The 22,551-nt window shown below is 67.7% G+C and carries 14 protein-coding genes; 6 read left to right on the top strand and 8 right to left on the bottom strand.

The features are described from left to right. Positions 1 to 237: 237 nt before the first annotated feature. From pbpC to QUV18_RS02970, 3 genes are read right to left on the bottom strand one after another with little or no spacing between them, the layout of a single operon-like run. Entirely contained in the window at positions 238 to 2,283 is a 2,046-nt protein-coding gene (gene pbpC, locus QUV18_RS02980) for a penicillin-binding protein 1C (RefSeq protein ID WP_300891916.1), read from the bottom strand. Beyond that, entirely contained in the window at positions 2,273 to 2,848 is a 576-nt protein-coding gene (locus QUV18_RS02975; protein WP_300891914.1) for a putative glycolipid-binding domain-containing protein, read from the bottom strand. Before QUV18_RS02975 ends, pbpC begins: the two co-directional genes overlap by 11 nt. Beyond that, complete coding sequence (locus tag QUV18_RS02970) at positions 2,845 to 8,271, bottom strand: alpha-2-macroglobulin family protein (RefSeq protein ID WP_300891913.1); 5,427 nt, start codon at positions 8,269 to 8,271, stop codon at positions 2,845 to 2,847. The genes QUV18_RS02975 and QUV18_RS02970 overlap by 4 nt, the downstream gene beginning before the upstream one ends. 149 nt (positions 8,272 to 8,420) lie before the next feature. Between QUV18_RS02970 and QUV18_RS02965 the strand changes: the two genes are divergently transcribed. Further along, a complete protein-coding gene (locus tag QUV18_RS02965; RefSeq protein WP_300891911.1) occupies positions 8,421 to 10,586 on the top strand; it encodes a response regulator in 2,166 nt (721 codons plus the stop codon). On the opposite strand, the gene yaaA is transcribed toward QUV18_RS02965, so the two are convergent. The 3 genes from yaaA to QUV18_RS02950 all read right to left on the bottom strand — a co-directional run bounded on the left by yaaA (position 10,571) and on the right by QUV18_RS02950 (position 13,775). Next, complete coding sequence (gene yaaA, locus QUV18_RS02960; RefSeq protein WP_300891910.1) at positions 10,571 to 11,332, bottom strand: peroxide stress protein YaaA; 762 nt, start codon at positions 11,330 to 11,332, stop codon at positions 10,571 to 10,573. The two genes, QUV18_RS02965 and yaaA, sit on opposite strands and share 16 nt — an antisense overlap. A gap of 37 nt (positions 11,333 to 11,369) precedes the next feature. Continuing rightward, positions 11,370 to 13,409 carry a DNA helicase RecQ gene (gene recQ, locus QUV18_RS02955; protein ID WP_300891908.1) on the bottom strand — a complete coding sequence of 680 codons (2,040 nt, stop codon included), beginning with the start codon at positions 13,407 to 13,409 and terminating at the stop codon, positions 11,370 to 11,372. 78 nt (positions 13,410 to 13,487) lie between these two features. Beyond that, positions 13,488 to 13,775, bottom strand: coding sequence for a YggT family protein (locus QUV18_RS02950; protein WP_300891906.1), 288 nt, complete (start codon positions 13,773 to 13,775; stop codon positions 13,488 to 13,490). 135 nt (positions 13,776 to 13,910) lie between these two features. On the opposite strand from QUV18_RS02950, the gene QUV18_RS02945 reads away from it, so the two are divergent. The 5 genes from QUV18_RS02945 (at position 13,911) to arfB (ending at position 18,243) form a co-directional block, all read left to right on the top strand. Then, positions 13,911 to 14,447 carry an acyl-CoA thioesterase gene (locus tag QUV18_RS02945; RefSeq protein WP_300891904.1) on the top strand — a complete coding sequence of 179 codons (537 nt, stop codon included), beginning with the start codon at positions 13,911 to 13,913 and terminating at the stop codon, positions 14,445 to 14,447. 55 nt (positions 14,448 to 14,502) lie between these two features. Further along, on the top strand, positions 14,503 to 15,885 hold the full coding sequence (locus tag QUV18_RS02940; protein ID WP_300891902.1) for an MFS transporter: 1,383 nt from the start codon (positions 14,503 to 14,505) through the stop codon (positions 15,883 to 15,885). Beyond that, a complete protein-coding gene (mepA, locus tag QUV18_RS02935) occupies positions 15,864 to 16,790 on the top strand; it encodes a penicillin-insensitive murein endopeptidase (RefSeq protein ID WP_300891901.1) in 927 nt (308 codons plus the stop codon). The genes QUV18_RS02940 and mepA overlap by 22 nt, the downstream gene beginning before the upstream one ends. 84 nt (positions 16,791 to 16,874) lie before the next feature. Further along, positions 16,875 to 17,498, top strand: a complete 624-nt coding sequence (locus tag QUV18_RS02930) for a queuosine precursor transporter (protein WP_300891900.1) — start codon at positions 16,875 to 16,877, stop codon at positions 17,496 to 17,498. A 322-nt stretch (positions 17,499 to 17,820) separates the two neighbouring features. Next, a complete protein-coding gene (gene arfB / locus QUV18_RS02925; RefSeq protein WP_300891899.1) occupies positions 17,821 to 18,243 on the top strand; it encodes an alternative ribosome rescue aminoacyl-tRNA hydrolase ArfB in 423 nt (140 codons plus the stop codon). 105 nt (positions 18,244 to 18,348) lie between these two features. Here the strand turns inward: arfB and QUV18_RS02920 are convergent, their stop codons facing one another. After that, the gene (locus QUV18_RS02920) at positions 18,349 to 19,356 is read right to left on the bottom strand and encodes a hypothetical protein (protein WP_300891897.1); all 1,008 of its coding nucleotides are present in this window, start codon (positions 19,354 to 19,356) and stop codon (positions 18,349 to 18,351) included. A 338-nt stretch (positions 19,357 to 19,694) separates the two neighbouring features. Next, the gene (gene polA, locus QUV18_RS02915; RefSeq protein ID WP_300891896.1) at positions 19,695 to 22,505 is read right to left on the bottom strand and encodes a DNA polymerase I; all 2,811 of its coding nucleotides are present in this window, start codon (positions 22,503 to 22,505) and stop codon (positions 19,695 to 19,697) included. Positions 22,506 to 22,551 lie beyond the last annotated feature (46 nt).

The raw sequence follows: 22,551 nt of genomic DNA, 5'->3' as shown, positions 1-22,551 counted from the left end.
GTGGGATGAAGGGGATTGCCAAGCGCGGAATCGAGGCCGAAGGCCGCCGCGCATCGACCGCTGGCCGGCAGGCGATTGCCTGCAATCGCCGAGAGGTGGGCCGCCCCCCGGCACGGCGATTTGGTGAGGTAGGCGCGACGTCGTGAGCTTGGATGTGTTTGGCGGGGATAAAGTGGCCGCCACTATCGTCGGAACGCCGCACCACGGCCCGCCGATGCGCGGCTCCGAGACGTGTCCCTAGTCGATCCAGACGGTGACCCGGTCCGCCCGGCCCTCGGCGTCGATCACCGAGAGGGTGGAGTAGCCGCGCGACAGGCCGTTCAGCACGGTGTCGCGGCGGTGGATGCCGGTGAGGACGGCGGCCCCGTTGGCCATCCAGGTAAAGGGCGGCGTGCCGTCGCGGAGTTTGACGGCGAGGCCGATGCCGTCGACCGGCAGGCGGGCGCCGGAGGGGGGGAAGACCAGCTTGGGGGCGTCCTCGTCAGGGCGGAAGACGGCCTCGCGCCCGGTGAAGCGCTTGAGGGGCTGGGGCAGCTCGGCGGTCGAGACGATGAGCGTTTCGGGCGGGGGCGGCGGCAGGGGGTCGGCCTCGGGCTTGAGGCGCTGGAAGGCTTCGAAGAGAATGGGCGCCGCGAGGTCGCCGCCGAAGGCGCCGGGCACCGGCGTGCCGTCGGCGCGGCCGATCCAGACCCCGGCGACGTGTGACCCGTCGAAGCCCACCGCCCAGGCGTCGCGGTGGCCGTAGGAGGTGCCGGTCTTGTAGGCGATGCGCCCGCGCGGCGCGCCGGGGGGCGGGGTGAGGCCGGCGAGGATGTCGCCGACCTGCCACGCGGCGGAACGGCTGATGACGTTGTGGATGGGGGTTGTAGACGGTGTTTCCTGCCAGTGGAGGGGGCGGGTGCGGCCCTCGTTGGCGAGCATGGCGTAGAGCTGCACGAGGTCTGTGAGGGTGATGCCGACGCCGCCCAGGGCGACGGCGAGGCCTGGCTGGTCGCCGGGAAGCTCGGGGGAGAGGCCGGATTTGCGCAGGGCGTCCATCAGGTGGGCCGGCCCGATCTCGTTCAAAAGCAGGATGACGGGGATGTTGAGCGACTGGCGCAGGGCGTCGGTGACGGAAAGCTCGCCCCGGAAGGCGCCGTCGAAGTTCTGCGGGGCGTAGCTGCCGAAGGCGACGGGGCGGTCGTTGATGAGCGTCTGGGGGTGGGCGAGGCCGCGGTCGAAGCCCATGGCGTAGACCAGCGGTTTCAGGGTCGAGCCGGGGGACCGCAGGGCGCGGGTCATGTCGACATAGCCCTGCCGGCCGTCGCCCGTGGCGTAGCTGGCGGAGCCGACGGAGGCGAGGATCTCGCCCGTCCGGTGGTCGGCGATGACGAGGGCGACGGAGACGCCATCGGGCAGGGTGCGGAGGCTGTCGCGGGCGAGCGATTCCACGCTTTGCTGCAGGGGGCGGTCGAGGGTGAGCGTGTGGCGCGGGGCGACGGGGTTTTCCGCGAGCGCAAGGTCGGTGAGGTGGGGGGCGAGGGCCGGGAAGGGTTTGCGGGCGAAGGGGACGGGTTCGGAGTAGGCGGCGGTAATCTCGCTTTGGCTGAGGAGATTGGCGCGGCCGAGCCGTTCGAGAACGCGGTCGCGGGCGTCGCCGGCGGCTTGGCGGTTGCGGTCGGGGCGGCGGGCCTCGGGTGATTGGGGGAGGGCCACGAGGAGGGCGGCCTCGGCCGCGGTCAGGCGTTTCGGTTCCTTGCCGAAATAGGCGAGTGTCGCCGCGCGGACGCCTTCGAGGTTGCCGCCGAAGGGCGCGCGGGCGAGGTAGAGTTGAAGAATGCGGTCCTTGGACAGGCGGCGTTCGAGGGCGAGGGCCACGCGTATCTGGCGGAGCTTGCCGGAGAGCTGGCCGGTGCCGCTGTCTTCGAGAAGGCGGGCGGCCTGCATGGTCAGGGTGGAGCCGCCGGAGACAACCTCGCCGTGCCAGAGTGCCTGGCCGACCGCGCGGAGCATGGCGCGGGGGTCGACGCCGGCGTGGCGGTAGAAGCGCTTGTCCTCGTAGCCGATGAGCATGTCGAGATAGCGGCGGTCGACGGCGTCGGGGCTGACCGAGAGGCGCCAGCGGCCGTCTTCGACGGTGTAGAGGCGGAGGAGGTCGCCGTTCCGGTCGCGCATCTCGGTGGAGGTCTCAGACGCGAGCACGGGCAGCTGGGTGGCGTCGACCCAGCGATCGAACGCGTCGCGGCCAAGGGCGGCGGTGAAGAGCGCGACGGTGAGCGCGAGGAGGAGGCGGTCAGCCCGCATGGGTGACCTCGCCTTCCCAGAGCTCGGGGTAGAGGGTGACGAAGCCGGCCCGGTCGAAGGTGAGCTGGGTGGCGTAGCCGGTCTGATCGGCCATGTAGGACATGACGTCGGGCTGGCCGGTGCGGGCGTAGGTCTGGTCGAGCCGTTGCAGGGCAGGCTCGGGGTAGTGCAGCCACGCGGCGGAAGACTGGAGCGAGGTTTCGCGCCCCTCGAGCAGGCGGCGGAGGGGCATGAGGTTGGTGGCGGGGGTGAAGGAGAGGTCGATATCCGGCACGCCGTCGAGGCCGGGTTGCTCGGCCTCGTTCAGGAGCCACGCGCCGTTGTCGCGCTGGATGTGGAGGCGCACCTCGCGGTCGTCATGGATGCCGGCGATGTCGGCGCTGAGCGTGTGCCACGCCTCGTCGCAGCGCACCACGTAGTCGAGCGCCGCGAAGCCGCCCTCGTCACGGAACCGCGCGTGGCCGACCAGTAGCCAGCCATTGGCGGTGGGGCTGAGGCGGCACTTGTCCTCGCCCTCGCGGTCGAGCGCGCGCCAGTGGGCGGTGGCGACGACAAGCTCCGTCACTCGGTCACGCGCATCCGCCCGGTGGCCGAATGCGCCCGGTATTGTGGGCGGTACATGTCCTCGACCGAGACCGCCGGGTGGTGGTATTCCCCCGGCGAGACGGCGCGGACGATGTAGGCCAGCTCGAACGGCCGGTCGGAGAGCCAGTCGACGGCGGCAAGAAACCGGTCGGCGCGGAACTCGGTATGGCGGGCATCGGCGGGCTCGAGCCAGTCGAGCGCGCGGATATCGCCGGAGCGCAGGAGGTTGGGGTTGTCGATCTCGAGGCCGGCGGGCAGCGGGTCGTCGACCATCAGCCGCGCCTCGCCCTTCTCGAAGGGGGTGACCTTGATGACGGTCACGAGGCGGGTGCCGGTTTCCACGCTGTCGAGGGTGACGGGGGCGCCGTCGAGGTCGTAGTAGCTGCGCTCGATGGCGTAGCCATAGCCGCCGGCGTCGGGTGCGACGGTGGGCACGCCGATGGTGGTGAGCGTGATGTCGACGGGGCGGTCGCCGGTATTGGCGATGGTCTGGTCGGTGAACATCTCGGCGCTCACCTTCTGCACCAGCGGGCCCGAGACCGGTTCGCCGTTGAGGGTGAGGCCGGCGAGCGAGGGATCGTCGATCAGCGCCTGCGTGGCCAGCAGGGTCCAGGCCTGTTCCTGGGTCGACATGTTGGGGCCGACGTTGGACAGGGTGTCGGCCAGGGTCGAGGCGTCGACTACGTTGCTGCCTGCCTCGACCGCCAGCGCCAGAAGGCCAGCGCGGTCGCGCAGCCGGGTGCCGTAATCGGCGCGCCAGACATGGCCTTCGTCGCCAGACTGGCCGACGACGCGGCGCACGGCCAGCGCGAACATCCGGTCGGCGCGGGTCTGGTCGCCGTAGGAGGCCAGCGCCGAGCCGAGCTGGGCCAGTGCGAGGGGGGTCGAGAACGCCTCGGCCTTCACGTCGGCGTAGTAGCGCAAATCGCCCATGCGGGCCGCGCCTTCGCGGGCGAGGACCATGAGCGCATAGGCCACGTCTTCGCCGCCCTCGTCGAAATCGGGAGCATAGTTGACGCGGTTGCGCAGGTTGTCCATCGCCATGGCGAAGGCCTGTTGCGGGACGTCATGCCCCTTGGCTTTGGCGCGCGAGAGGAAGTCGGTGACATAGGCGTCGAGCCAGAAATCGCCCGAATCCGGGTACCAGAGGCCGAAGCCGCCGCCGGTGGATTGGCGGGCAAGGACGCGGGTGACGGATTGCTCGATGCGGGTGTCGATGCGGTCCTGCTCGCCCAGCCCCAGCGCCTCGGCCACAGCGTTGAAGTAGAGGAGCGGCATGGCCTGTGACGTGACCTGCTCGGTGCAGCCGTAGGGGTAGCGGTCGAGCGCGGTCAGGAGTTGGGGGGCGTTCATCTTGGCCAGCGGGCCGGCGGAGAGGATGGCGCTTCCGGTGCCGGGTTTGAGGTCGGCGAAGACATCGGCGCCAAGGGTGAAGTTGTCGCCCGTGCCGAGGGAGAAGCGGCGGGTTTCGGCGACTTCCGGGTCGTTGGAGCGGACGCCGAGTTTGAGGTTCTTGGTCAGTTGCTGGCCGTCCGGCGTGGTGAGGGCGACGCGAAGGTCGTAATCGCCCACCTCGCCTGCCGTGACGGGCAGGCGGAAGGTGGCTTTTTCGCCTTCGGCGAGGTCGAAGCCGGAGGGGATGGCATCGCCCAGCGTCAGCCCCTCGGCGGTGACGTCGAGGCCCATGCGGCCCGCGGGCCCGTCGGCGTGGACGATCTCCAGCAGCAGGCGGCTTTGGTCGCCGGGTGCGAGGAAGCGGGGCAGCGAGGCGGTGACGACGACCGGGTCGCGGACGATGACGTCACGCTCGGCCTGCCCCACGGCGCGGGGGGACCACGCGATGGCCATCAGGCGGACGGTGCCGTTGAAATCGGGGATGTCGAAGCTGGCCTGCGCCGAGCCATCGGGGCCGATGGTGAGGGGGCCGGAGAAATAGGCGACAAGCTCGTCCTGCGGCGGGGGCGAGTCGAACTGGGTGTTCGAGGCGTCGCCGCCGGAGCGGACCTGCCCCTGGGCGCCGTTCATGCCGTCGATCAGGCGGCCGTAGAGGTCGCGGATTTCGACGCCGAGGCGGCGCTGGCCGAAGTAATGACCGGAGGGGTCGGGGCTTTCGAAGCCGGTGAGGTTGAGGATGCCGAGGTCGACCGCCGCGAGGGTGACATAGGCGGTGTCGTCGTCGCCGATGCCGTCGACATTGACGGTGACATCGAGCGGGCCGCGCGGGTCGGACATGTCGGGGGCGTCGATGGCGACGTCAAGCTGGCGGTCGCCGGGCTCGATTTTCGCGTAGGAGAGGCCGAGGGAGCGGGCCGGGTTGTGGCCGGAGGCGACGTTCATCGGGCGGATGACCTGGGCCGTGACATAGGCGCCGGCGCCCCACTCGTCGGTGACGGGAAGGGGGATGGTGTTCTCGCCCTCGGTGACTTCGACCGCCTGCATGTCGATCACGTGGTTGGACATGACGGTGATGAGCGCCGTGCCGGCGTAGCGGGGCACGATGCGGAGTTGGGCCGTGTCACCCGAGCGGTAGCCGGGCTTGTCGAGCGACAGTTCCAGCGTGTCGGGCGTGCTGGAGGCGTCGGCGGGGGCGTACCAGCCGGCGTAGAAGTCGGAGGAGGCGGCGACGTAGGTGCCGTCTGTTCGTTCGACGACCAGTTCGTACTGGCCCCATTCGACGGGGGCGGAGACGGTGACCGGGTCGCCGCCCAGCGTGGCCTCGCCGGTGGCGACGCGGCTGCGGGTGGTGACGGGTTCCCAGTTCCACGAGCCGTAATCCTGGTACCACTGGTAGCGGGTTTCGACGCGGTTCATCGTCCATGTCACCTGCATGGGTGTCGGCGAGAGGTCGGTGCCGAGGGAGATGACCTGGAAGGTGGCATCGGTGCCTTCGGCGACGACGCCGTCGAAAGAGGGTTTCAGGCCGATCATCGGGCCGGCGGGGGCCAGCATCCGTTTCGTCTGGCGCTCGACCGGGCGGCCGGAGCCTTCGCGGACCGACATGGTGACCGTCGCCTCGAACGGACGGTCGGTGACGGTGGTTTCGGGCATCTCGACGGGGGTGACGAGGATACCGTCGGGGCCGGTGGTGCCGCCGTCGATATAGCCGGAGCGGGCGTTGACCTGTTCGTCATGGCGGCCGAACTGGTAGCCGGGGAAGGCGTCGAGCGCGCGTTTGGGGCGCAGGGTGACGGTGCCGTTGGCCTTGAGGCCGGCACCGGGGGCGCCGAAGAGGTACTTGGCGTCGACGGTGAGCGGGGGTTCGTCGCCGGGGCGGATCTCGCCCTCGGGGAGGGAGAGGGTGAAGTCGATGCGCTCGGGCAGGAAATCCTCGACGAGGAGGGTCTGGCTGGCCAGCGTCTCGGCGTCGGGGTCGGCCTTGATGTCCAGCGTCCACGCGCCGCGCGGGGCGGTGGCGGCGACGGGCAGGGTGAAGACATGCCCGCCGGCGGAATCCTCGGCCGAGAGGTGGCGGGAGTACTCCACGCCATCGGGGCGCTTGAGGATGGCGGTGAGCGGCAGGCCCTGCACGGCCTCGGCGCCGCTGTCGCGGGCCAGCGCCGTGGCATGGATCACCTCGCCCGCGCGGTAGGCGCCGCGATCGGTGGCAAGGAACACGTCGACCGGCGGGGCGGGCTGACGCCCCTCGACGCCACGGTCGGAGAGGTCGAAGGCCGGGTCGGTGAGGGAGAGGAAGGCGATATCCTCGTCGCCCCGTTTCGCCAGCACCATGGCGGGGGCCGCGCCGTCGGTGCCCCGCGTCAGGCCGGGGGCGAAGAGGGCGTGGCCGTCGGCATCGGTTTGCAACTGGCCGAGTTCCCGGTTGCTGCGGGACAGCAGGGTCAGCGTCACGCCCTCCTGTGCCGCCGCGTCGCTGAGGCCGCGGACGAAGACGTGCAGGCCGTCGGTGCCCTTGAGCGTGGTCAGCCCGAGATCGGTCAGCACGAACCACTGGGTGGCGCCGGCATCGTCGTAGAGGTCAACGCCCGGCACGCGGGCGGTCAGCGTATAGATGCCCGGCGGCTGGTCGGCCAGCACGTCGCCCAGCGGCAGGCGGGTGGTCATGGTCTGGTTCAGTTCGTTCTGCACCTCGCCCTTGCCCTGCCAGATATCCTCGGCGATGTCGTCGGAGAAGCGGGCGTCATCGTAGTAGCTGAGCGGGCGGGCGAAATAATCGTCCTGGATGGCGCGGAGGAGGTTGCGGTCACTCACCCGGCGGAGGACCAGGTCGACCTCCTCGAGGTTGACGGTTTCAAGCGGCAGGGCGGTGTCAGCCGCCTTCGGGAGGACGTAGTTGCGGCCCGGGAAGGCGACCTTGGGCGAGCGGTCGCGGACGTAGAGGGTGATCTCGACATCCTTGAGGAGCGTCTCGCCGGTGGCGGCGGGCAGGCCCTTGCGGAAGGTGACGCGGTAGCGCTCGCCATGCTGGACGCCGTCGATGCAGAGCTGGCGCTCGTCGGCCTGGACCACCAGCCCGGCATCGGGGAGGCGGACGTACGGCGTGTAATCGGTGCCGGCCTGGACCAGGTCCTCGGAGAACTCGGCACAGATGCGGGGGCTGGCGCTTTCGTTGTCGGAGCGGTGTTCGGTGATGCGGAAGCCGTACTTGGCGACGGCGCTTTCAAGCTCTGACAGCACGTCGTCGCGCGGCTGGATGCTTTCGGCAAGGCGCAGGGCATGGACCATGTCGCGCCCGCGGTCGAGCCGTTCCAGTGCCGGGGCCATGGTGAGCAGCGCGTTGATGCGCACCGGGTCGGAGCCGGCGCGGAGATAGGCGTTGGTGGCGGCCTCGACCGCGCGGGTGGCGTTCTGGCGTTTCTCGGAATGCTTGTCGGTGTCGATCAGCATCGAGAGGCGGGCATATTCGACCCACTGGTCGGCCGCGTCGGTGGCGGCGACGATGGCGCCTGTCCAGCGCATGGCGTTGAGGAAATCCTTCTGCGAAATCTGCTGCTGCGCGGCCGAGATCATGGCGGCGGGCTCGTACTGGCCGCCGGGGTGGCGCCAGGAGATGTCGATGGCCTGCGAGCGGGCGTTGTTCAGGTCGCCGGGCGAGAGGAAGTCGAGATCGGCGGCGCGGGCGCCGGCCTGTGACAGGATGCCGGCCTCGGTGTTCAGGACACGGGCCGAGACGGCGCCCTCGTAGGCCTGCGAATCCTGCACGGCGCTTTTCGGGAAACAGGCGTTGGAGCGGGAGTTGAACGTGTAGGCCCGGCAATTCGCATCGGCGAAACAGGCCGTGCGGCAGGCGGTGCGCGTGGTGTCGAAAAGCGGTTGCAGGTCGGCGCCGTAGAAATCGGTGTCGAGGGTGATGACCTCGCGCCGTTCGGGAACCGCGCCCTGCTGGGCCGTGGAAATCGTGGCGGTGATGGCGAAGAAAACAACTGAAGCAATAAAACGGAGCATGGGACCCTCCCGGTCAAAAGACGTCTCATTTTGCCACGCGCCACGGCGTTGCACAACGATTCCAACGCGGGAGGTGAAAGGTTAACGCCTTGTTCATTTTCCTGACGGAAGGTGGCGGCCTTATCCGGGGGTTGTGCGGAGACCGGGCGATGAGCCTTGCCAACAAACTGGCCGAAGAGCGCCGCGCGCGGCTGGCGGCGGAGCGGCTGCTGGAGCAGAAACAGGCGGAACTGCATGCCGCGAACCGCAAGCTGGGCCGGCACGCGATGGCGTTGTCGGAGGAGATCGTCGAGACCCGCGCCGAGGTGCAGGTGGTGCGCGACGAGAACGCGCGCTTCCGCTCGGACCTGAGCGATGCGAACCGGAAGATCCGGATCGCCGAGCGGCGGCTGTGGCATTCGATCGAGACGATCCAGGACGGGTTCGCCTTTTTCGACGCCGATGGCCGGATGATCGCCGCCAACAAGGCCTGGCTGTCGGTGTTCGACGGGCTGGAGGAGGTGAAGCCGGGGATCGCCTATGTCGAGATATTGCAGATCGCCACCGAGGAGGGGATCGTGGATATCGGCGGGCAGGACCCGGCGGCGTGGCGCGAGGCGATGCTGGACCGCTGGCAGAGCCCCGGGCCCGAGGCCGAGGTGATCCGGCTGTGGAACGGGGAATACGTCAAGCTGATCGATCAGCGCGGGCATGGCGGCGACGTGGTGAGCCTTGCGCTCAATATCACCGACACGGTGCGTTACGAGGAACAGCTGAAGGACGCGCGGCGGCAGGCGGAGGCGGCGAGCAAGGCGAAATCCTCGTTCCTTGCCAACATGAGCCACGAGATCCGGACGCCGATGAACGGGATCGTCGGCATGTCGGAGCTGTTGATGGACACGGTGCTGAACGAGGAGCAGCGGCTGTTCGCGGACACGATCAAGAGCTCGGGCGAGGCGCTCCTGGTGATCATCAACGACGTGCTGGATTACTCGAAGATCGAGGCCGGGAAGCTGGACCTGCACGAGGAGGATTTCGACCTGGAGCGCTGTATCTACGAGCTGGTCACGCTGATGCAGGCCAGCAGCCGCGACAAGGGGGTCGAGCTGTCGGTGGAATATGACATGTTCCTGCCGGGGCGGTTCACGGGGGATCCGGGGCGGATCAGGCAGGTGCTGACCAACCTGATCGGGAACGCGGTGAAGTTCACTGAGGCGGGCCACGTGATCGTGCGGGCGACCGGGGTGCCGGGGGCGGACGGCATGACCGAGCTGCATGTCAGCATCGAGGATACCGGGATCGGGATACCGGCGGACAAGGCGAAGCATATCTTCGGTGAGTTCAACCAGGTCGACGAGGCGCGGAACCGCAAGTTCGAGGGGTCGGGGCTGGGGCTGGCGATTTCGCAGCAGCTGATCGGGATGATGGGCGGGCGGATCTGGGTGGAGTCGGAGGAGGGCGTGGGCTCGACCTTCGGGTTCACGCTGACCCTGCCGGTGGCCGAGGTTCTGGAGGCGGAGGATGTGCACCTGCCCGAGGGGTTGCGCACGGTGCTGGTCGTCGACCCGCAGGCGGCGCGGCGGGCGGTGCTGGAACGGCAGATGGGCGCGCTGGGGCTGGCGGTGGTGAGCGTGGAGAGCGGGGCGGCGGCGCTGGCGGCGCTGCCGGGGGCGGTGGACCTTGTGCTGACGGCGCATTCCATGGCCGAGATGGACGGGATGGAACTGGCCGAGGCGATGCGGGCGGAGGGGTATGGCATGCCGGTGCTGGTGCTGAGCGCCGAGCCTTCGGTGGCGGAGCGGGACCCGGCGCGGGGGCATGTGCAGGGGGTGCTGGCCCGGCCGTTGCAGCGGAGCGATGTTTTCGCGGCGTTGCGCGGGCTGGAAGGGGCGTTTGCGCCGGGTGTGCCGGAGGGCGGGGGCCGGGCGATGCGGGTACTGGCGGCGGAGGACAACCGGACCAACCGGCTGGTGTTTTCAAAGATGGTGGCGGCGCTGGATATCGAGCTGCGCTTCGCCGGGAACGGGGTGGAGGCGGTGGAGGGGCACCGGGACTTCGCGCCCGACTTGATCTTCATGGACATTTCCATGCCGGAAATGGACGGGAAGGCCGCCACGCGTTGTATCCGCGAAGCCGAGGCGGGCACCGGGCGGCACGTGCCCATCGTGGCGATGACGGCGCACGCGATGGGCGGGGACGAGGCGGAGATCCTGGCCGCCGGGCTTGACCGGTACATGACCAAGCCGCTGAGCAAGGCGGCGATCACCGCCGAGATCGCGGCGGCCTGTCCGGCGGGGGCGCGCCCGCCGGGGGCCGGGGTTCAGGCGGCCTGTTGAGGGCGGACGAAAACGGGTTTGCCGGGCTCCGACAGGTCGGGGCGGTGGCGGTAGCCGCCGCTGTCGAACCCGGTCAGGCTGTCGGGGTCGGTCAGGCGGCGCTGGAGGATGAAGCGGGCCATCGCCCCGCGCGCCTGCTTGGCGAAGAAGCTGACGATCTTGGGGCCGTCGGGCTTTTCCTCCATGAAGACCGGCGTGACGACGCGGAGGTTCAGCGCGCCGGGTTTGACGGCGCCGAAATATTCCTGGCTGGCGCAGTTGACCAGCGTGTCGGTGCCGAGGGTTTCGGCCTGGTCGTTGAGCGCCTTGGCGATGCGGTCGCCCCAGTAGTCGTAGAGCGACTTGCCGCGCCGGGTTTTCAGGCGGCTGCCCATTTCGAGGCGGTAGGGCTCGATCGCGTCGCGGGGGCGCAGCAGGCCGTAGAGGCCCGACAGGATGCGCAGGTGATCCTGGGCGTAGTCGAGTTCGTCGGGGTCGAGCGAGGCGGCCTCGAGCCCGGTATATGTGTCACCGGCGAAGGCGAGGGCGGCGGGCTTGGTCTCCATCGTGCCGAAGGCCTTGAACCGGTCGGCGTTGAGCTTGGCGAGCGTCTCGCTGATGCCCATGAGCTTTTGCAGGTCTTTCCGCGTGAGGCCGCGGGCGGTCTTGGCAAGGGCCCTGGCGTCGTCCGCGAAATGCGGGTCGGTGGCGGGAATGTCCACCGCAGACATGTCGAGTTTCTTCGCGGGCGAGAGCACCACCAGCATTGATTGATCCCCCAATTCGGTATCCGTTGCCGGTGACTTAATCCGCCATCTGCAGAACGTCCAGAAACGCCGCGCCGAACCGGTCGGATCGTTTCTCGCCCAGAAGGCGGGCCATGTCCTGTAGCGTGCCCGGCCGGGCCGAGGCGACGCGTGCCAGAAGCGAGGAGGAGCAGCTGAGCGGCTTGTCGGTGCCGGTTTCGCCACGGGCGAGATCGGCCTGCACGGCGAGGAGGCGGTCGTAAAGCTCGCCCGCCTCGCGCCCGGCGAGTTTGCGGCGGGTGGGGTGCATGGCCTCGGCCTCGCCCCGGATGACCTCGAGAAAGGCGGCGCCATATTGTTCCAGCTTCTTGGCGCCGACGCCGCTGATGCGGGCCATGTCGTCAAGCGACTGCGGGCGGCGTTCGGCCATCTCGATGAGCGTGCGGTCGTTGAAGACGATATAGGCGGGCATCTTCGCGGCCTCGGCCAATGCGCGGCGCTTGGCCTTGAGGGCGGAAAGAAGCGGCGCGTCCTCCTCGGATACCAGGGCCTTGGCGGCGGGGCGGCGGGGGGTCTTCTGCATCGTGTCGCGGCGCAGCGTGATGGCCTGTTCGCCGCGCAGCACGGGATGCGCGGCCTCGGTGATGCGCAGGGCGCCGTGGCGTTCGGGGTCGGGGCGGACAAGGTCGTGGCCCATCATCTGACGGAAGATCGCCTGCCAGCCGCGGCGGTCGATGTCGCGGCCGACGCCGAAGGTGGGCAGGTCGTCATGGCCGCGCGCGCGGACCTTCTCGGTTTCGTTGCCGGTGAGCACGTCGATCAGGTGGCCGGCGCCGAAGTATTCGCCGGTGCGCAGCGCGGCGGAGAGGGCCTTTTGCACGGCTTCGGTGGCGTCGAAGGTTTCGGGCGGGCGGTCGCAGAGGTCGCAATTGCCGCAGCCCTGCGCTTCCTCCCCGAAATAGCGCAGGAGGGTGGTGCGGCGGCATTCCAGCGCTTCGGCCAGCCCAAGCAGCGCGTTGAGGCGGGCGTGGTCGGCGAGGCGGCGTTCGGGCGGGGCGAGGCCCTCGTCGATCTGGGAGCGACGGAGGCGGATGTCGTCGGCGCCGAAGAGGGTGAGGGTTTCGGCCGGCGCGCCATCGCGGCCGGCGCGGCCGATTTCCTGGTAATAGGCCTCGATCGACTTGGGCAGGTCGGCATGGGCGACCCAGCGGATATCCGGCTTGTCGACCCCCATGCCGAAGGCGACGGTGGCGACGACGATCAGCCCGTCCTCGGTGCTGAACCGGTGTTCGACATGGCGGCGGTCGTCGGCCTCCATCCCGCCGTGGTAGTGGCAGGCGTTGTGGCCATCGTCGCGCAGGGCCTTGGCCAGCGTCTCGGTCTTGGCGCGGGTGCCGCAATAGACGATGCCCGACTGCCCCTTGCGGGCGGCGACGAAGGCGGTGACCTGATGGCGCGGGCGGTCCTTCTCGGCGAAGGCGAGGTGGATGTTGGGCCGGTCGAAGCCGCGCAGGAAGGTCTGGGGCGTCTGGCCGTCGAAGAGCTTCTGGACGATCTCGTCCTGCGTCTCGGCATCGGCGGTGGCGGTGAAGGCGGCGAGCGGGACGTCGAGGGCGCGCCGGAGTTCACCGATGCGCAGGTAATCGGGGCGGAAATCGTGGCCCCATTGCGAGACGCAATGGGCTTCGTCGACCGCGATGAGGGAAACGCCGATGCGGCGGAGCATCCCCATCGAGGAGCCGGCGGCGAGGCGTTCGGGGGCGATGTAGAGAAGCTTCAGCCGGCCCTCTTCCAGCGCCTCCCACACCGCGCGGGTCTCCTCCTCGGTATTGCCGGAGGTCAGCGCGCCGGCCTCGACCCCGGCGGCGCGCAGGGCACGCACCTGGTCGCGCATCAGCGCGATGAGGGGGGAGATCACGACGGTCACGCCCTCGCGCAGAAGCGCGGGCAGCTGGTAGCAGAGGGATTTGCCGCCGCCCGTGGGCATGATGGCCAGCGTGTTCTGGCCCTCGGCGACGGTGTGAACGATCTCTTCCTGCCCCGGCCGGAAGGTCTGGAATCCGAAGACATCGTGCAGAAGCGTGGCAGCGCTGTGCATGAAAAGGCCCGTAGAATTTTATCTGTCTGCTCTTACGCAGAACCTTTTCACACTAAGATTCGGTAAACAAGACCCGGCTCAGTAAAACGCCGCCGCGTTGTTGGCCAGGATGATCCGGATCGCGTAGACCCCGATCAGGGCCACCAGCGGCGCGAGGTCGATGCCGGACATCGGCGGAAGGATCTTGCGGATCGGCCGGTAAATCGGTTCGAGGATGCGGTTGAGCATGTCCCAGATCTGCGCGACGAGCGGCTGATGCAGGTTCAGCACCTGGAAATTGATCAGCCAGCTCATGATCACGTGGGCAATGATGAAGAACCACAGGATATCCAGCAGAAGAAACAGGATCTGTAAAATCGACGTCATCGGCACCTTCCTCGAACTGCGACCGGTCAACACCTAAGCGGGCGGGTCCGGAATCGCAAGTCTGACGCAGGGTTTCGGTTGACGTCGCGGACGGGCGGGCAGAGGTCAGGGGCAAAGCGAAGGAGGCAACGCCCGATGTACCCGTTCATCCGGATGTTCTGGCAGGTGTGGAAATACCGCAAGGCGCCGCCGCTTTCGGTGTTCGACACGCATGTGTCGCGGCATGTCTGCCTGCCGTGGGATATCGACATGTGGATGGAGCTGAACAACGGTCGGACGCTGATGCTGTATGACCTCGGCCGCATCCCGATGGCCTATCGCGTGGGGTTGGTCGAGGTACTCAGGCGCAAGCGCTGGGGGCTGACCATGGCCGGGGCGAGCGTGCGCTACCGGCGCCGGGTGAAAGCGTTCGAGACGGTCGACATGCGCTCGCGGCTGGCGTCCTGGGACGAGCGGTTCTTCTATATCGAACAGTCGATGTGGAAGAAGAACGGCGAATGCGCGAACCACATCGTCTATCGCTCGGCCGTGACGGGCAAGAACGGGATCGTGCCGCCGGGCGAGGTGATCCGCGAACTGGGGGTCGACGAGGTGTCGCCGCCGGCGCCGGAGTGGGTCAAGGCGTGGATCGAGGCCGACGATGTGCGCCCGTGGCCGCCGATGCAGGATTGACTTGAAAGCCGTGCTCTGAGCCTGTCTTATCGCGGGCAAGGCTTGGGGGGACAGTATGGCGGAACCGTCGCGGCGCAAGCGCATCTGGGGCTGGTACTTTTTCGACTGGGCCAGCCAGCCCTATCACACGTTGCTGGTCACCTTCGTCTTCGGGCCGTTCTTCGCCTCGGTGGCGTCGGAATATTTCATGAATGCCGGGCTGGCAGAGGAAGCGGCGGATGCGCGGGCGCAGAGCCTGTGGTCGATGTGCCTGACGGTGACGGGGCTGATCATCGGGTTCGGGGCGCCGTTCATCGGCGCGCTGGCCGATACCGCCGGGCGGCGGCTGCCGTGGATCGTGGCCTTCTCGGTCATGTACGTGGTCGGCGCCACCGGCATCTGGTGGACCCAGCCGGACGGGTCGAACATGCTGTGGGCGCTGTCGTGCTTCGGGATCGGGTTCATCGGGGCGGAATACGCGCTGATCTTCGTCAACTCGCAGCTTCCCTCGCTCGCGCCCAAGGAGGAGGCCGGCGCGGTTTCGGGCTCTGGCTTCGCCTTCGGCTATGTCGGCGGGATCGTTTCTCTGGCGATCATGCTGACGCTGTTCTTCGACGATGGCGGCAAGACGCTGATCGGGCTCGACCCGGCGCTGGGCCTCGATGCGGAGGCGCGGGAGGGCACGCGTTTTGTCGGGCCGTTCACGGCGGCCTGGTACGCGGTGTTCATGATCCCCTATTTCCTGTGGGTGCGCGATACTGGCCCGGCGCGGAAGGGGCGCGGGGTGGGTGACGCGCTGCGGCTTCTGAAGAAGTCGATCGTGGCGCTGAAACGCCGGGTGAGCCTTTCGGTCTACCTTGGCTCGTCGATGTTCTACCGCGACGCGGTGAACGGGCTTTACGGGTTCGGGGGCACCTACGCGGTGCTGGTGCTGAACTGGACCATCATCTCGGTCGGCATTTTCGGCATCGTCGGCGCGATCTCGGCGGCGGCGTTCAGCTGGGTCGGGGGGCGGTTCGACCGGGCCTTCGGGCCGAAGCCGGTGATCATCGTGTCGATCCTCGGGCTGATGCTGGTCTGCTTCACCGTGGTGGGGATGGACCGGGACCAGTTCTTCGGCATCCCGCTGGAAGAGGGCTCGGCCCTGCCGGACATGGTGTTCTTCGGCTGTGGCGCGCTGATCGGGGGTCTGGGCGGCGTGTTGCAGGCGTCGAGCCGGACGCTGATGGTGCGCCATACCGACCCGGCGGCACCGACCGAAAGTTTCGGTCTCTACGGCCTTTCGGGGCGGGCGACGGCCTTCATGGCGCCGGCGCTGATCGGGCTGGTCACCACGCTCAGCGGCAGTGCGCGGATCGGCGTCTCGCCGGTAATTCTTCTTTTCCTGATCGGCCTCGTCCTGCTACGCTGGGTGAAAGCAGAAGGGGACAGCGACACATGGTCCGTCACGTCAAACTGATCGCGCTCATCATCGGCCTTGCGGGCTGTGGCGGCTCGGGGCCGCAGGAGTATGCGGCGAGTGAGCCGATCCTCTCGACCCAGAGCATTCCCGCCTCGATGCAGGGCGTCGAGGCGAAACAACTCTTCGGGGCCAAGCCGCAGGGCTCGCAACAGGCGCCCACGCCGTTCGGCAGCTATGCCAAGGGCTGTGCGGCGGGCAGCGTGCAATTGCCCGAGACGGGGCCGACATGGCAGGCGATGCGGCTGTCGCGGAACCGCAACTGGGGCCACCCCGAGACCATCGATTTCATCAAGAAACTCTCGGCCAAGGCGGCGCAGCAGCCGGGCTGGGCGGGCCTATATGTCGGCGATATCAGCCAGCCGCGCGGCGGGCCAATGCTGACCGGGCACCGGAGCCACCAGATCGGCCTCGACGTGGATATCTGGATGCTGCCGCCGAACCGGCTGAACCTTTCGCGGGCAGAGCGCGAGAACCTTTCGTCGATCTCGCTGCGCAGGGCGAACGGGGCCTATACCAATGACAACTGGACGCGCCAGCATCACGAGGTCATCAAGGCCGCCGCGCAGGACCCGCGCACCGCGCGGATCTTCGTCTTCCCCGGCGCCAAGGTGCGGATGTGCAAGGAGGAGATGGGCGACCGCTCCTACCTGCGCAAGATCCGGCCGTGGTACGGCCACCATTACCATTTCCATGTCAGGCTGAGCTGTCCGCGGGGCGCCAAGAACTGCGAGAACCAGGCGGCGCCGCCGGCGGGCGATGGCTGTGACGACGCGCAGGAATGGGTGAACAACATCATCAACCCGCCGCCGCCCGACCCCAACGCCCCGCGCCCCAACCCGCGGCGCGAGCTGACCATGGCCGACCTGCCGGGGCAATGCGTGTCGGTGCTGACCTCAGAATAGGCACGGGCCTTGCCACGCGGCAGGACAGGCTGTAAGGGCGGCCAGCCCCCCGGTGGGGGAGTTGTGCAAGGATCGTCCGACGTCATGAAACACCACCTGCTTCCCGGCATCCTGGCCATGGCCGCGATCGTCGTGGCCTCGAACATCCTGGTGCAGTTCCTGTTCGGCCAGTGGCTGACATGGGGGGCGTTCACCTATCCGCTGGCCTTCCTGGTGACCGACGTGATGAACTGGGTCTACGGGCGCGACGCCGCGCGGCGGGTGGTGTTCGCGGGCTTCGTTGTCGGGCTGGCCTGTTCCTTCGTCGGCACGCAGATCTCGGGCGAGTTCGGGCCGCTGGTGACCCTTCGCATCGCGCTTGGCTCGGCCGTGGCATTCCTGGCGGCGCAGCTGCTTGATATCGCGGTCTTCGACCGGCTGCGCGACGGGGCGTGGTGGCGGGCGCCGATGGTGTCGTCGCTGATCGGCAGCACGGTGGACACGGCGCTGTTCTTCACCATCGCCTTTTCCGCGAGCCTTGTCATGCTGGAGCCCGGCAACGACGTGGGCTGGGCCAACGAGGCGCTGCCGCTTCTGGGGGTCGGGCCGGTCGTGCCGCTGTGGATCTCGCTGGCGGTGGCGGACTGGATGGTCAAGCTGGGACTGGCCCTGCTTACTTTAGTGCCGTTTCGCATCATCGTGAGGTCACTGACGAACCGCGCCACATGATTTTGTTTTGACAAAGCGAAATTCTGTGTCAGGCTGTGGATAACGGCAACATTTTGAAAGGAGGTGATCCAGTGTCTATAGAGGTATTGGAGAGAGGTGACGGAACAGTTCGGGAGGGTCTCGTCTAGGGCAGCCCCTGGGCGTGTGACGCCCCCGGATTGGTGCGCCTAACCGCACCGCCTCCTACAACTCTAGAGGGCCGCTTCCTTGCCGGGGCGGCCCTTTTGATTTGCCGGTTTTCAACGTCGGTATAACGTCGGTATCTTGTCGGTATCGCGTCGGTGTTTCCACCGCGCCCGAGACTTTGCCCGAGAGGAATTCCATGCTGCGCATCACGAGCCAGATCACCATCGAGGACTGGGAGCTGACCGAGCAGTTCACCCGCTCGGGCGGGCCCGGCGGGCAGAACGTCAACAAGGTGTCGACGGCGGTCGGGCTGCGCTTCGAGGCGGAACGCTCGCCCAACCTGCCGGAGCCGGTGAAGCGGCGGCTGAAGCGGCTGGCCGGGCGGCGCTGGACGAAGGACGGGGCGGTGCTGATCCAGGTGGAGGAGACCCGCAGCCAGGCGCGGAACCGCGAGATCGCGCGGGAGCGGCTGGCGGAGCTGGTCAAGAAGGCTTGCGAAAAGCCGAAACGGCGCATCCCGACGCGGCCGTCGCTGGGGTCGAAGAAGCGGCGGTTGAAGGCGAAGAAGGAGCGCGGCGAGGTGAAGGCCCTGCGCGGCCGGGTGGATAGGGAGGAGTAGGGGGTGGGAGAGAGGCCCCGGCTCGGGGGCCGGGGCGGGTTGCATGGTATTGCGGGACGTGGGGGAGGTGGGTTTCACCCACCCTACGCCGAGGCCCCGGGCCGGTCAGAGTTCCTTGCGGATCAGGCTGCCGAGGTTATGGAAGGGGACGCGGACCCTGTTGTCATTGATATCTTTATAATAGAAAGTCACACCCACACCATGGAACGGCGAGTTCGTGCGGTTCAGTTCGCGCTTTAGGTGATCGGCGCGGAGCCACAAGGTGCCGATGGCGAAGACGATCCCCTTTTGCCTGGAGATGCGGCACAATTGCTCGGCATCGAACTCGGCACGGTGTTCGGGCTTGCGCTTGGGGTCGAGAAGAACCTCGGAATAGTCCCGGGTCTCTTCCAGGGTTTTGAAACATTCGGATTTGCTGCCCCGATACCAGGATTCATACATGTAGGCGTTGGCGTCTTGCTTGGGCAATTGCACTGCGCCGTAATCGCTGTCGAAGAGTTTGACCCGCGCTGTGCTGGGAAGGTCAACGTCGTGTTTCCGGGCATAAAAATCCGTGCGGAGCGCCACGCGCAGGCGAGCGGTGGACCACTTCATCATCCGTCTGACCAGACAGTTGACCGGCATGGTGAGTTCGGCGTCGGGATCGTAGTTTTCGGGGGTGTAGGGGTTGTCGTCGGTGAAGATCATGTCCGCCATGCGGTCGAGGTCGCGGTCTTCCTTGGCGCAGGTTGCGTAGACGCGGCCGAGGCGGCTGGACTTGTCGCGGCGGTGGGCTTTGACGAGGGTTTCGACGAGCCGCCCTTCGACCTCGCGGGCCTTGCGGGATTGCCGTTCGCTTTTGCTGAGTTCGTGGAGGTAGAGGGCCTGTCGGTAGGGTTCGCCGGTGATGGGCAGGAAGAGGTGGGCGTATTCGCCCTCGAACAGGCCCGGGGAGACATATTCGTAGAACGCGCCCGAGCCGTCGGGCGAGCGGGTCTTTTGCCAGTAGCGGTCCTGTGCCGGGGCGGCGGTTGCGGTGATAAGGACGGCGAGGCCGAAGGTGAGTTTCAATAGATTGGCTTTAAACATTTTTATACCCATGTTTTCGTTACGGAAACGGGTTGAGGAAAGCATGGATGGGGGCGGTGGCGCAATGATATTGTGGGGAATTTTTGTTTGTGTGATCGTGGGCTGGCACACGCCCGGAACAAGGCCGGAGGCCGCCGGGCGAGCGCCGGCCTGTAAGGGCGGGCAGGCGATTTGGCGGGTGTTTCGTGACGTTGAGAGGGAAGATGTATTCGGCGCGATAAAGCGTGGGCCGTTACCGTTGTAGCGCCTACCCACGGGCCGGCGCTCGCCCGGCGGGGAGGCGATGGCGCGAGGTCCCGGGTCGAGCCCGGGGCGGGGAGGAGGAGGCGAGGCCCCGGGTCAGGCCCGGGGCGGGGAGGGCGCGCGAGGTCGGCGGGGCGGGCTCAGTGGGCCTCGGCCCAGTTCATGCCCTGGCCGGCATCGACCACGAGCGGCACGTCGAGGTGAACCGCAGGTTTGGCCGCCCCTTCCATGATCTCCCGGGCGGCGGTGATGACCTGGTCGGCGGCGCCGGAGTCGACCTCGAAGAGAAGTTCGTCGTGGACCTGCAGGAGCATCTTGCAGGGCAGCCCCTCTATCGCCGCGGGCATGCGGATCATGGCGCGGCGGATGATGTCGGCGGCTGTTCCTTGTATCGGCGCGTTGATGGCGGCGCGGCGGGCGAAGCCGGCGCGGGGGCCCTTGGCGGAGATTTCCGGCGTGTGGATCTTGCGGCCGAAGAGGGTTTGCACGAAGCCGTGTTCCTTGGCGAAAGACACCGTGTCGTCCATGTAGGTCTTGATGCCCGGGAAGCGCTCGAAATAGCGGTTGATGAAATCCTGCGCGTCGCCGCGGGGGATGCGGAGCTGGCGGGCGAGGCCGAATCCGGAGATGCCGTAGATCACGCCGAAATTGATCGCCTTGGCGCGGCGGCGGATTTCCGGGGTCATCTCGGCCAGCGGCACGTCGAACATTTCCGAGGCGGTCATGGCGTGGATGTCGAGCCCGTCGGCGAAGGCCTGCTTCAGTTGCCCGATATCGGCGATATGGGCGAGGATGCGCAGCTCGATCTGGGAGTAGTCGAGGGAGAGGAGCGTCTTGCCCTCGGGGGCGACGAAGGCCTCGCGGATGCGGCGGCCTTCCTCGGTGCGGACGGGGATGTTTTGCAGGTTCGGATCGGTCGAGGCGAGGCGGCCGGTGCTGGCGCCGGTCTGGACATAGGAGGTGTGGACGCGGCCGGTGTCGGGGTCGATATGATCCTGCAGTGCGTCGGTATAGGTGGATTTCAGCTTGGAGAGCTGGCGCCAGTCGAGGATGCGGGCGGGCAGCTCGTGCATGGTGGCGAGGTCTTCGAGCACATCGGCGCCGGTGGCATAGGCGCCGGTCTTGCCCTTCTTGCCGCCTTCGAGGGACATCTCGTCGAAGAGGATTTCGCCGAGCTGCTTGGGGCTTCCGACGTTGAATTTGCGCCCCGCCAGCGTGTGGATCTCCTCCTCGAGCTGGGCCATCTTCTGGGCGAACTTGCCGGACATGCGCGAGAGCGTGTCGCGGTCGACCTGGATGCCGTGGCGTTCCATCTGGGCCAGCACCGGCACGAGGGGCCGTTCGAGGGTTTCGTAGACGGTGGTGACGCGGGCGGTGTGCAGCTGCGGCTTGAAGATGTGCCAGAGGCGGAGGGTGATATCGGCATCCTCGGCGGCGTAGCCCACGGCCTTGTCGATGGCGACCTTGTCGAAGGTGATGGCGGATTTGCCGGTGCCCAGCAGCTCCTTGATGGGGATCGGCACGTGGGAGAGGTAGCGTTCGGAGAGCGTGTCCATCCCGTGGTTGTGGATGCCGGAATTGAGCGCGTAGGACATCAGCATCGTGTCGTCGATGGGGGCGATGCGCACGCCGTTCTGGGCAAAGATCTTGGCGTCGTACTTCATGTTCTGGCCGATCTTGAGGATGGCGTCATCCTCGAGGATCGGTTTGAGGGCGGCGAGCACGGTGTCGGGGTCAAGCTGGCCCTCGGCGCGGGTCTCGGAGTTGAAGAGGTCATCGGCGCCGCCGGAGCCGCCCTCGGTATGGCGCAGCGGGATGTAGCAGGCCTCGCCCGGGGTGACGGCGAGGGAGATGCCGACGAGGGCCGCCTGCATTTCGTTGAGAGACGTGGTTTCCGTGTCGATGGCGACGTAGCCGCGGGCGGTGATCCGGTCGATCCAGACCTGCAGCGCCTCCATCGTCTGGACGTGCTCGTAGGTGGAGGGGTCGATGGCGGGCCAGTCGGGGGCTTCGTCGGCCGGGTTGGCGCCGGCGGGGTTGGTGTCGGGGATGACCGGGGCCTCGACATTCAGCGTGTCGGCGATGCGCTTGGTCAGCGTGCGGAACTCCATCTGGGTGAGGAAATCCATCAGGGTTTCGGGGTCGGGTTCTTTGATCTCGAGGTCGTCGAGGGTGAAGGTGAGCGGCGTGTTGCAGTCGAGCTGGACGAGGCGTTTCGACAGCTCGATCTGCTCGCGCTTCTCGATCAGGGTTTCGCGGCGCTTGGGCTGCTTGATCTCTTCGGCGCGGTCGAGAAGCTCTTCCAGCGAGCCGAACTCGTTGATGAGCAAAGCGGCGGTCTTGATGCCGATGCCGGGGGCGCCGGGCACGTTGTCTACGCTGTCGCCGGCGAGCGCCTGCACGTCGACCACGCGGTCGGGCCTGACGCCGAACTTCTCCTCGACTCCTTCCACGTCGATGCGGCGGTTCTTCATGGCGTCGAGCATTTCGACCCCGTCGCCCACGAGCTGCATCAGGTCCTTGTCGGAGGAAACGATGGTGACCCGCCCGCCCAGGTCGCGCGCCTGGCAGGCGAGGGTGGCGATGATGTCGTCGGCCTCAAACCCTTCCATCTCCTCGCAGGCGATGTTGAAGGCGCGGGTGGCGTCGCGGGTCAGCGGGATCTGCGGGCGCAGATCTTCCGGCATCTCGTCACGGTTGGCCTTGTAGAGGTCATACATGTCGTTGCGGAAGGTGTGCGAACCCTTGTCGAAGATCACCGCCACATGGGTGGGCGCATCGGCGCCGTGATCGTCGGAGACGTAGCGGAAGAGCATGTTGCAGAAGCCCGAGACCGCGCCGATGGGCAGGCCGTCGGACTTGCGGGTGAGCGGCGGCAGGGCGTGGTAGGCGCGGAAGATGAAGGCCGAGCCGTCGATCAGGTGCAGGTGGCAGCCTTTGCCGAATGTCATGCGCGCGCTCCGTGGTCGGGGATTTGATTGCTTCGCAGATATGCCA

It is taken from the genome of Roseovarius sp. (assembly GCF_030373445.1).
GTDB lineage: Bacteria > Pseudomonadota > Alphaproteobacteria > Rhodobacterales > Rhodobacteraceae > Roseovarius.
Note: the sequence above shows the minus strand (reverse complement) of the source record. Positions and strands in the feature narration are given on the sequence as shown.

Coding starts and splice junctions, on each gene's coding strand:
- QUV18_RS02950 (WP_300891906.1), bottom strand. CDS start 13,775: ATGACGTCGATTTTACAGATCCTGTTTCTTCTGCTGGATATCCTGTGG.
- arfB (WP_300891899.1), top strand. CDS start 17,821: ATGCTGCGCATCACGAGCCAGATCACCATCGAGGACTGGGAGCTGACC.
- polA (WP_300891896.1), bottom strand. CDS start 22,505: ATGACATTCGGCAAAGGCTGCCACCTGCACCTGATCGACGGCTCGGCC.
- QUV18_RS02945 (WP_300891904.1), top strand. CDS start 13,911: ATGTACCCGTTCATCCGGATGTTCTGGCAGGTGTGGAAATACCGCAAG.
- QUV18_RS02940 (WP_300891902.1), top strand. CDS start 14,503: ATGGCGGAACCGTCGCGGCGCAAGCGCATCTGGGGCTGGTACTTTTTC.
- QUV18_RS02965 (WP_300891911.1), top strand. CDS start 8,421: ATGAGCCTTGCCAACAAACTGGCCGAAGAGCGCCGCGCGCGGCTGGCG.
- yaaA (WP_300891910.1), bottom strand. CDS start 11,332: ATGCTGGTGGTGCTCTCGCCCGCGAAGAAACTCGACATGTCTGCGGTG.
- QUV18_RS02930 (WP_300891900.1), top strand. CDS start 16,875: ATGAAACACCACCTGCTTCCCGGCATCCTGGCCATGGCCGCGATCGTC.
- pbpC (WP_300891916.1), bottom strand. CDS start 2,283: ATGCGGGCTGACCGCCTCCTCCTCGCGCTCACCGTCGCGCTCTTCACC.
- mepA (WP_300891901.1), top strand. CDS start 15,864: ATGGTCCGTCACGTCAAACTGATCGCGCTCATCATCGGCCTTGCGGGC.
- QUV18_RS02970 (WP_300891913.1), bottom strand. CDS start 8,271: ATGCTCCGTTTTATTGCTTCAGTTGTTTTCTTCGCCATCACCGCCACG.
- recQ (WP_300891908.1), bottom strand. CDS start 13,409: ATGCACAGCGCTGCCACGCTTCTGCACGATGTCTTCGGATTCCAGACC.
- QUV18_RS02920 (WP_300891897.1), bottom strand. CDS start 19,356: ATGCTTTCCTCAACCCGTTTCCGTAACGAAAACATGGGTATAAAAATG.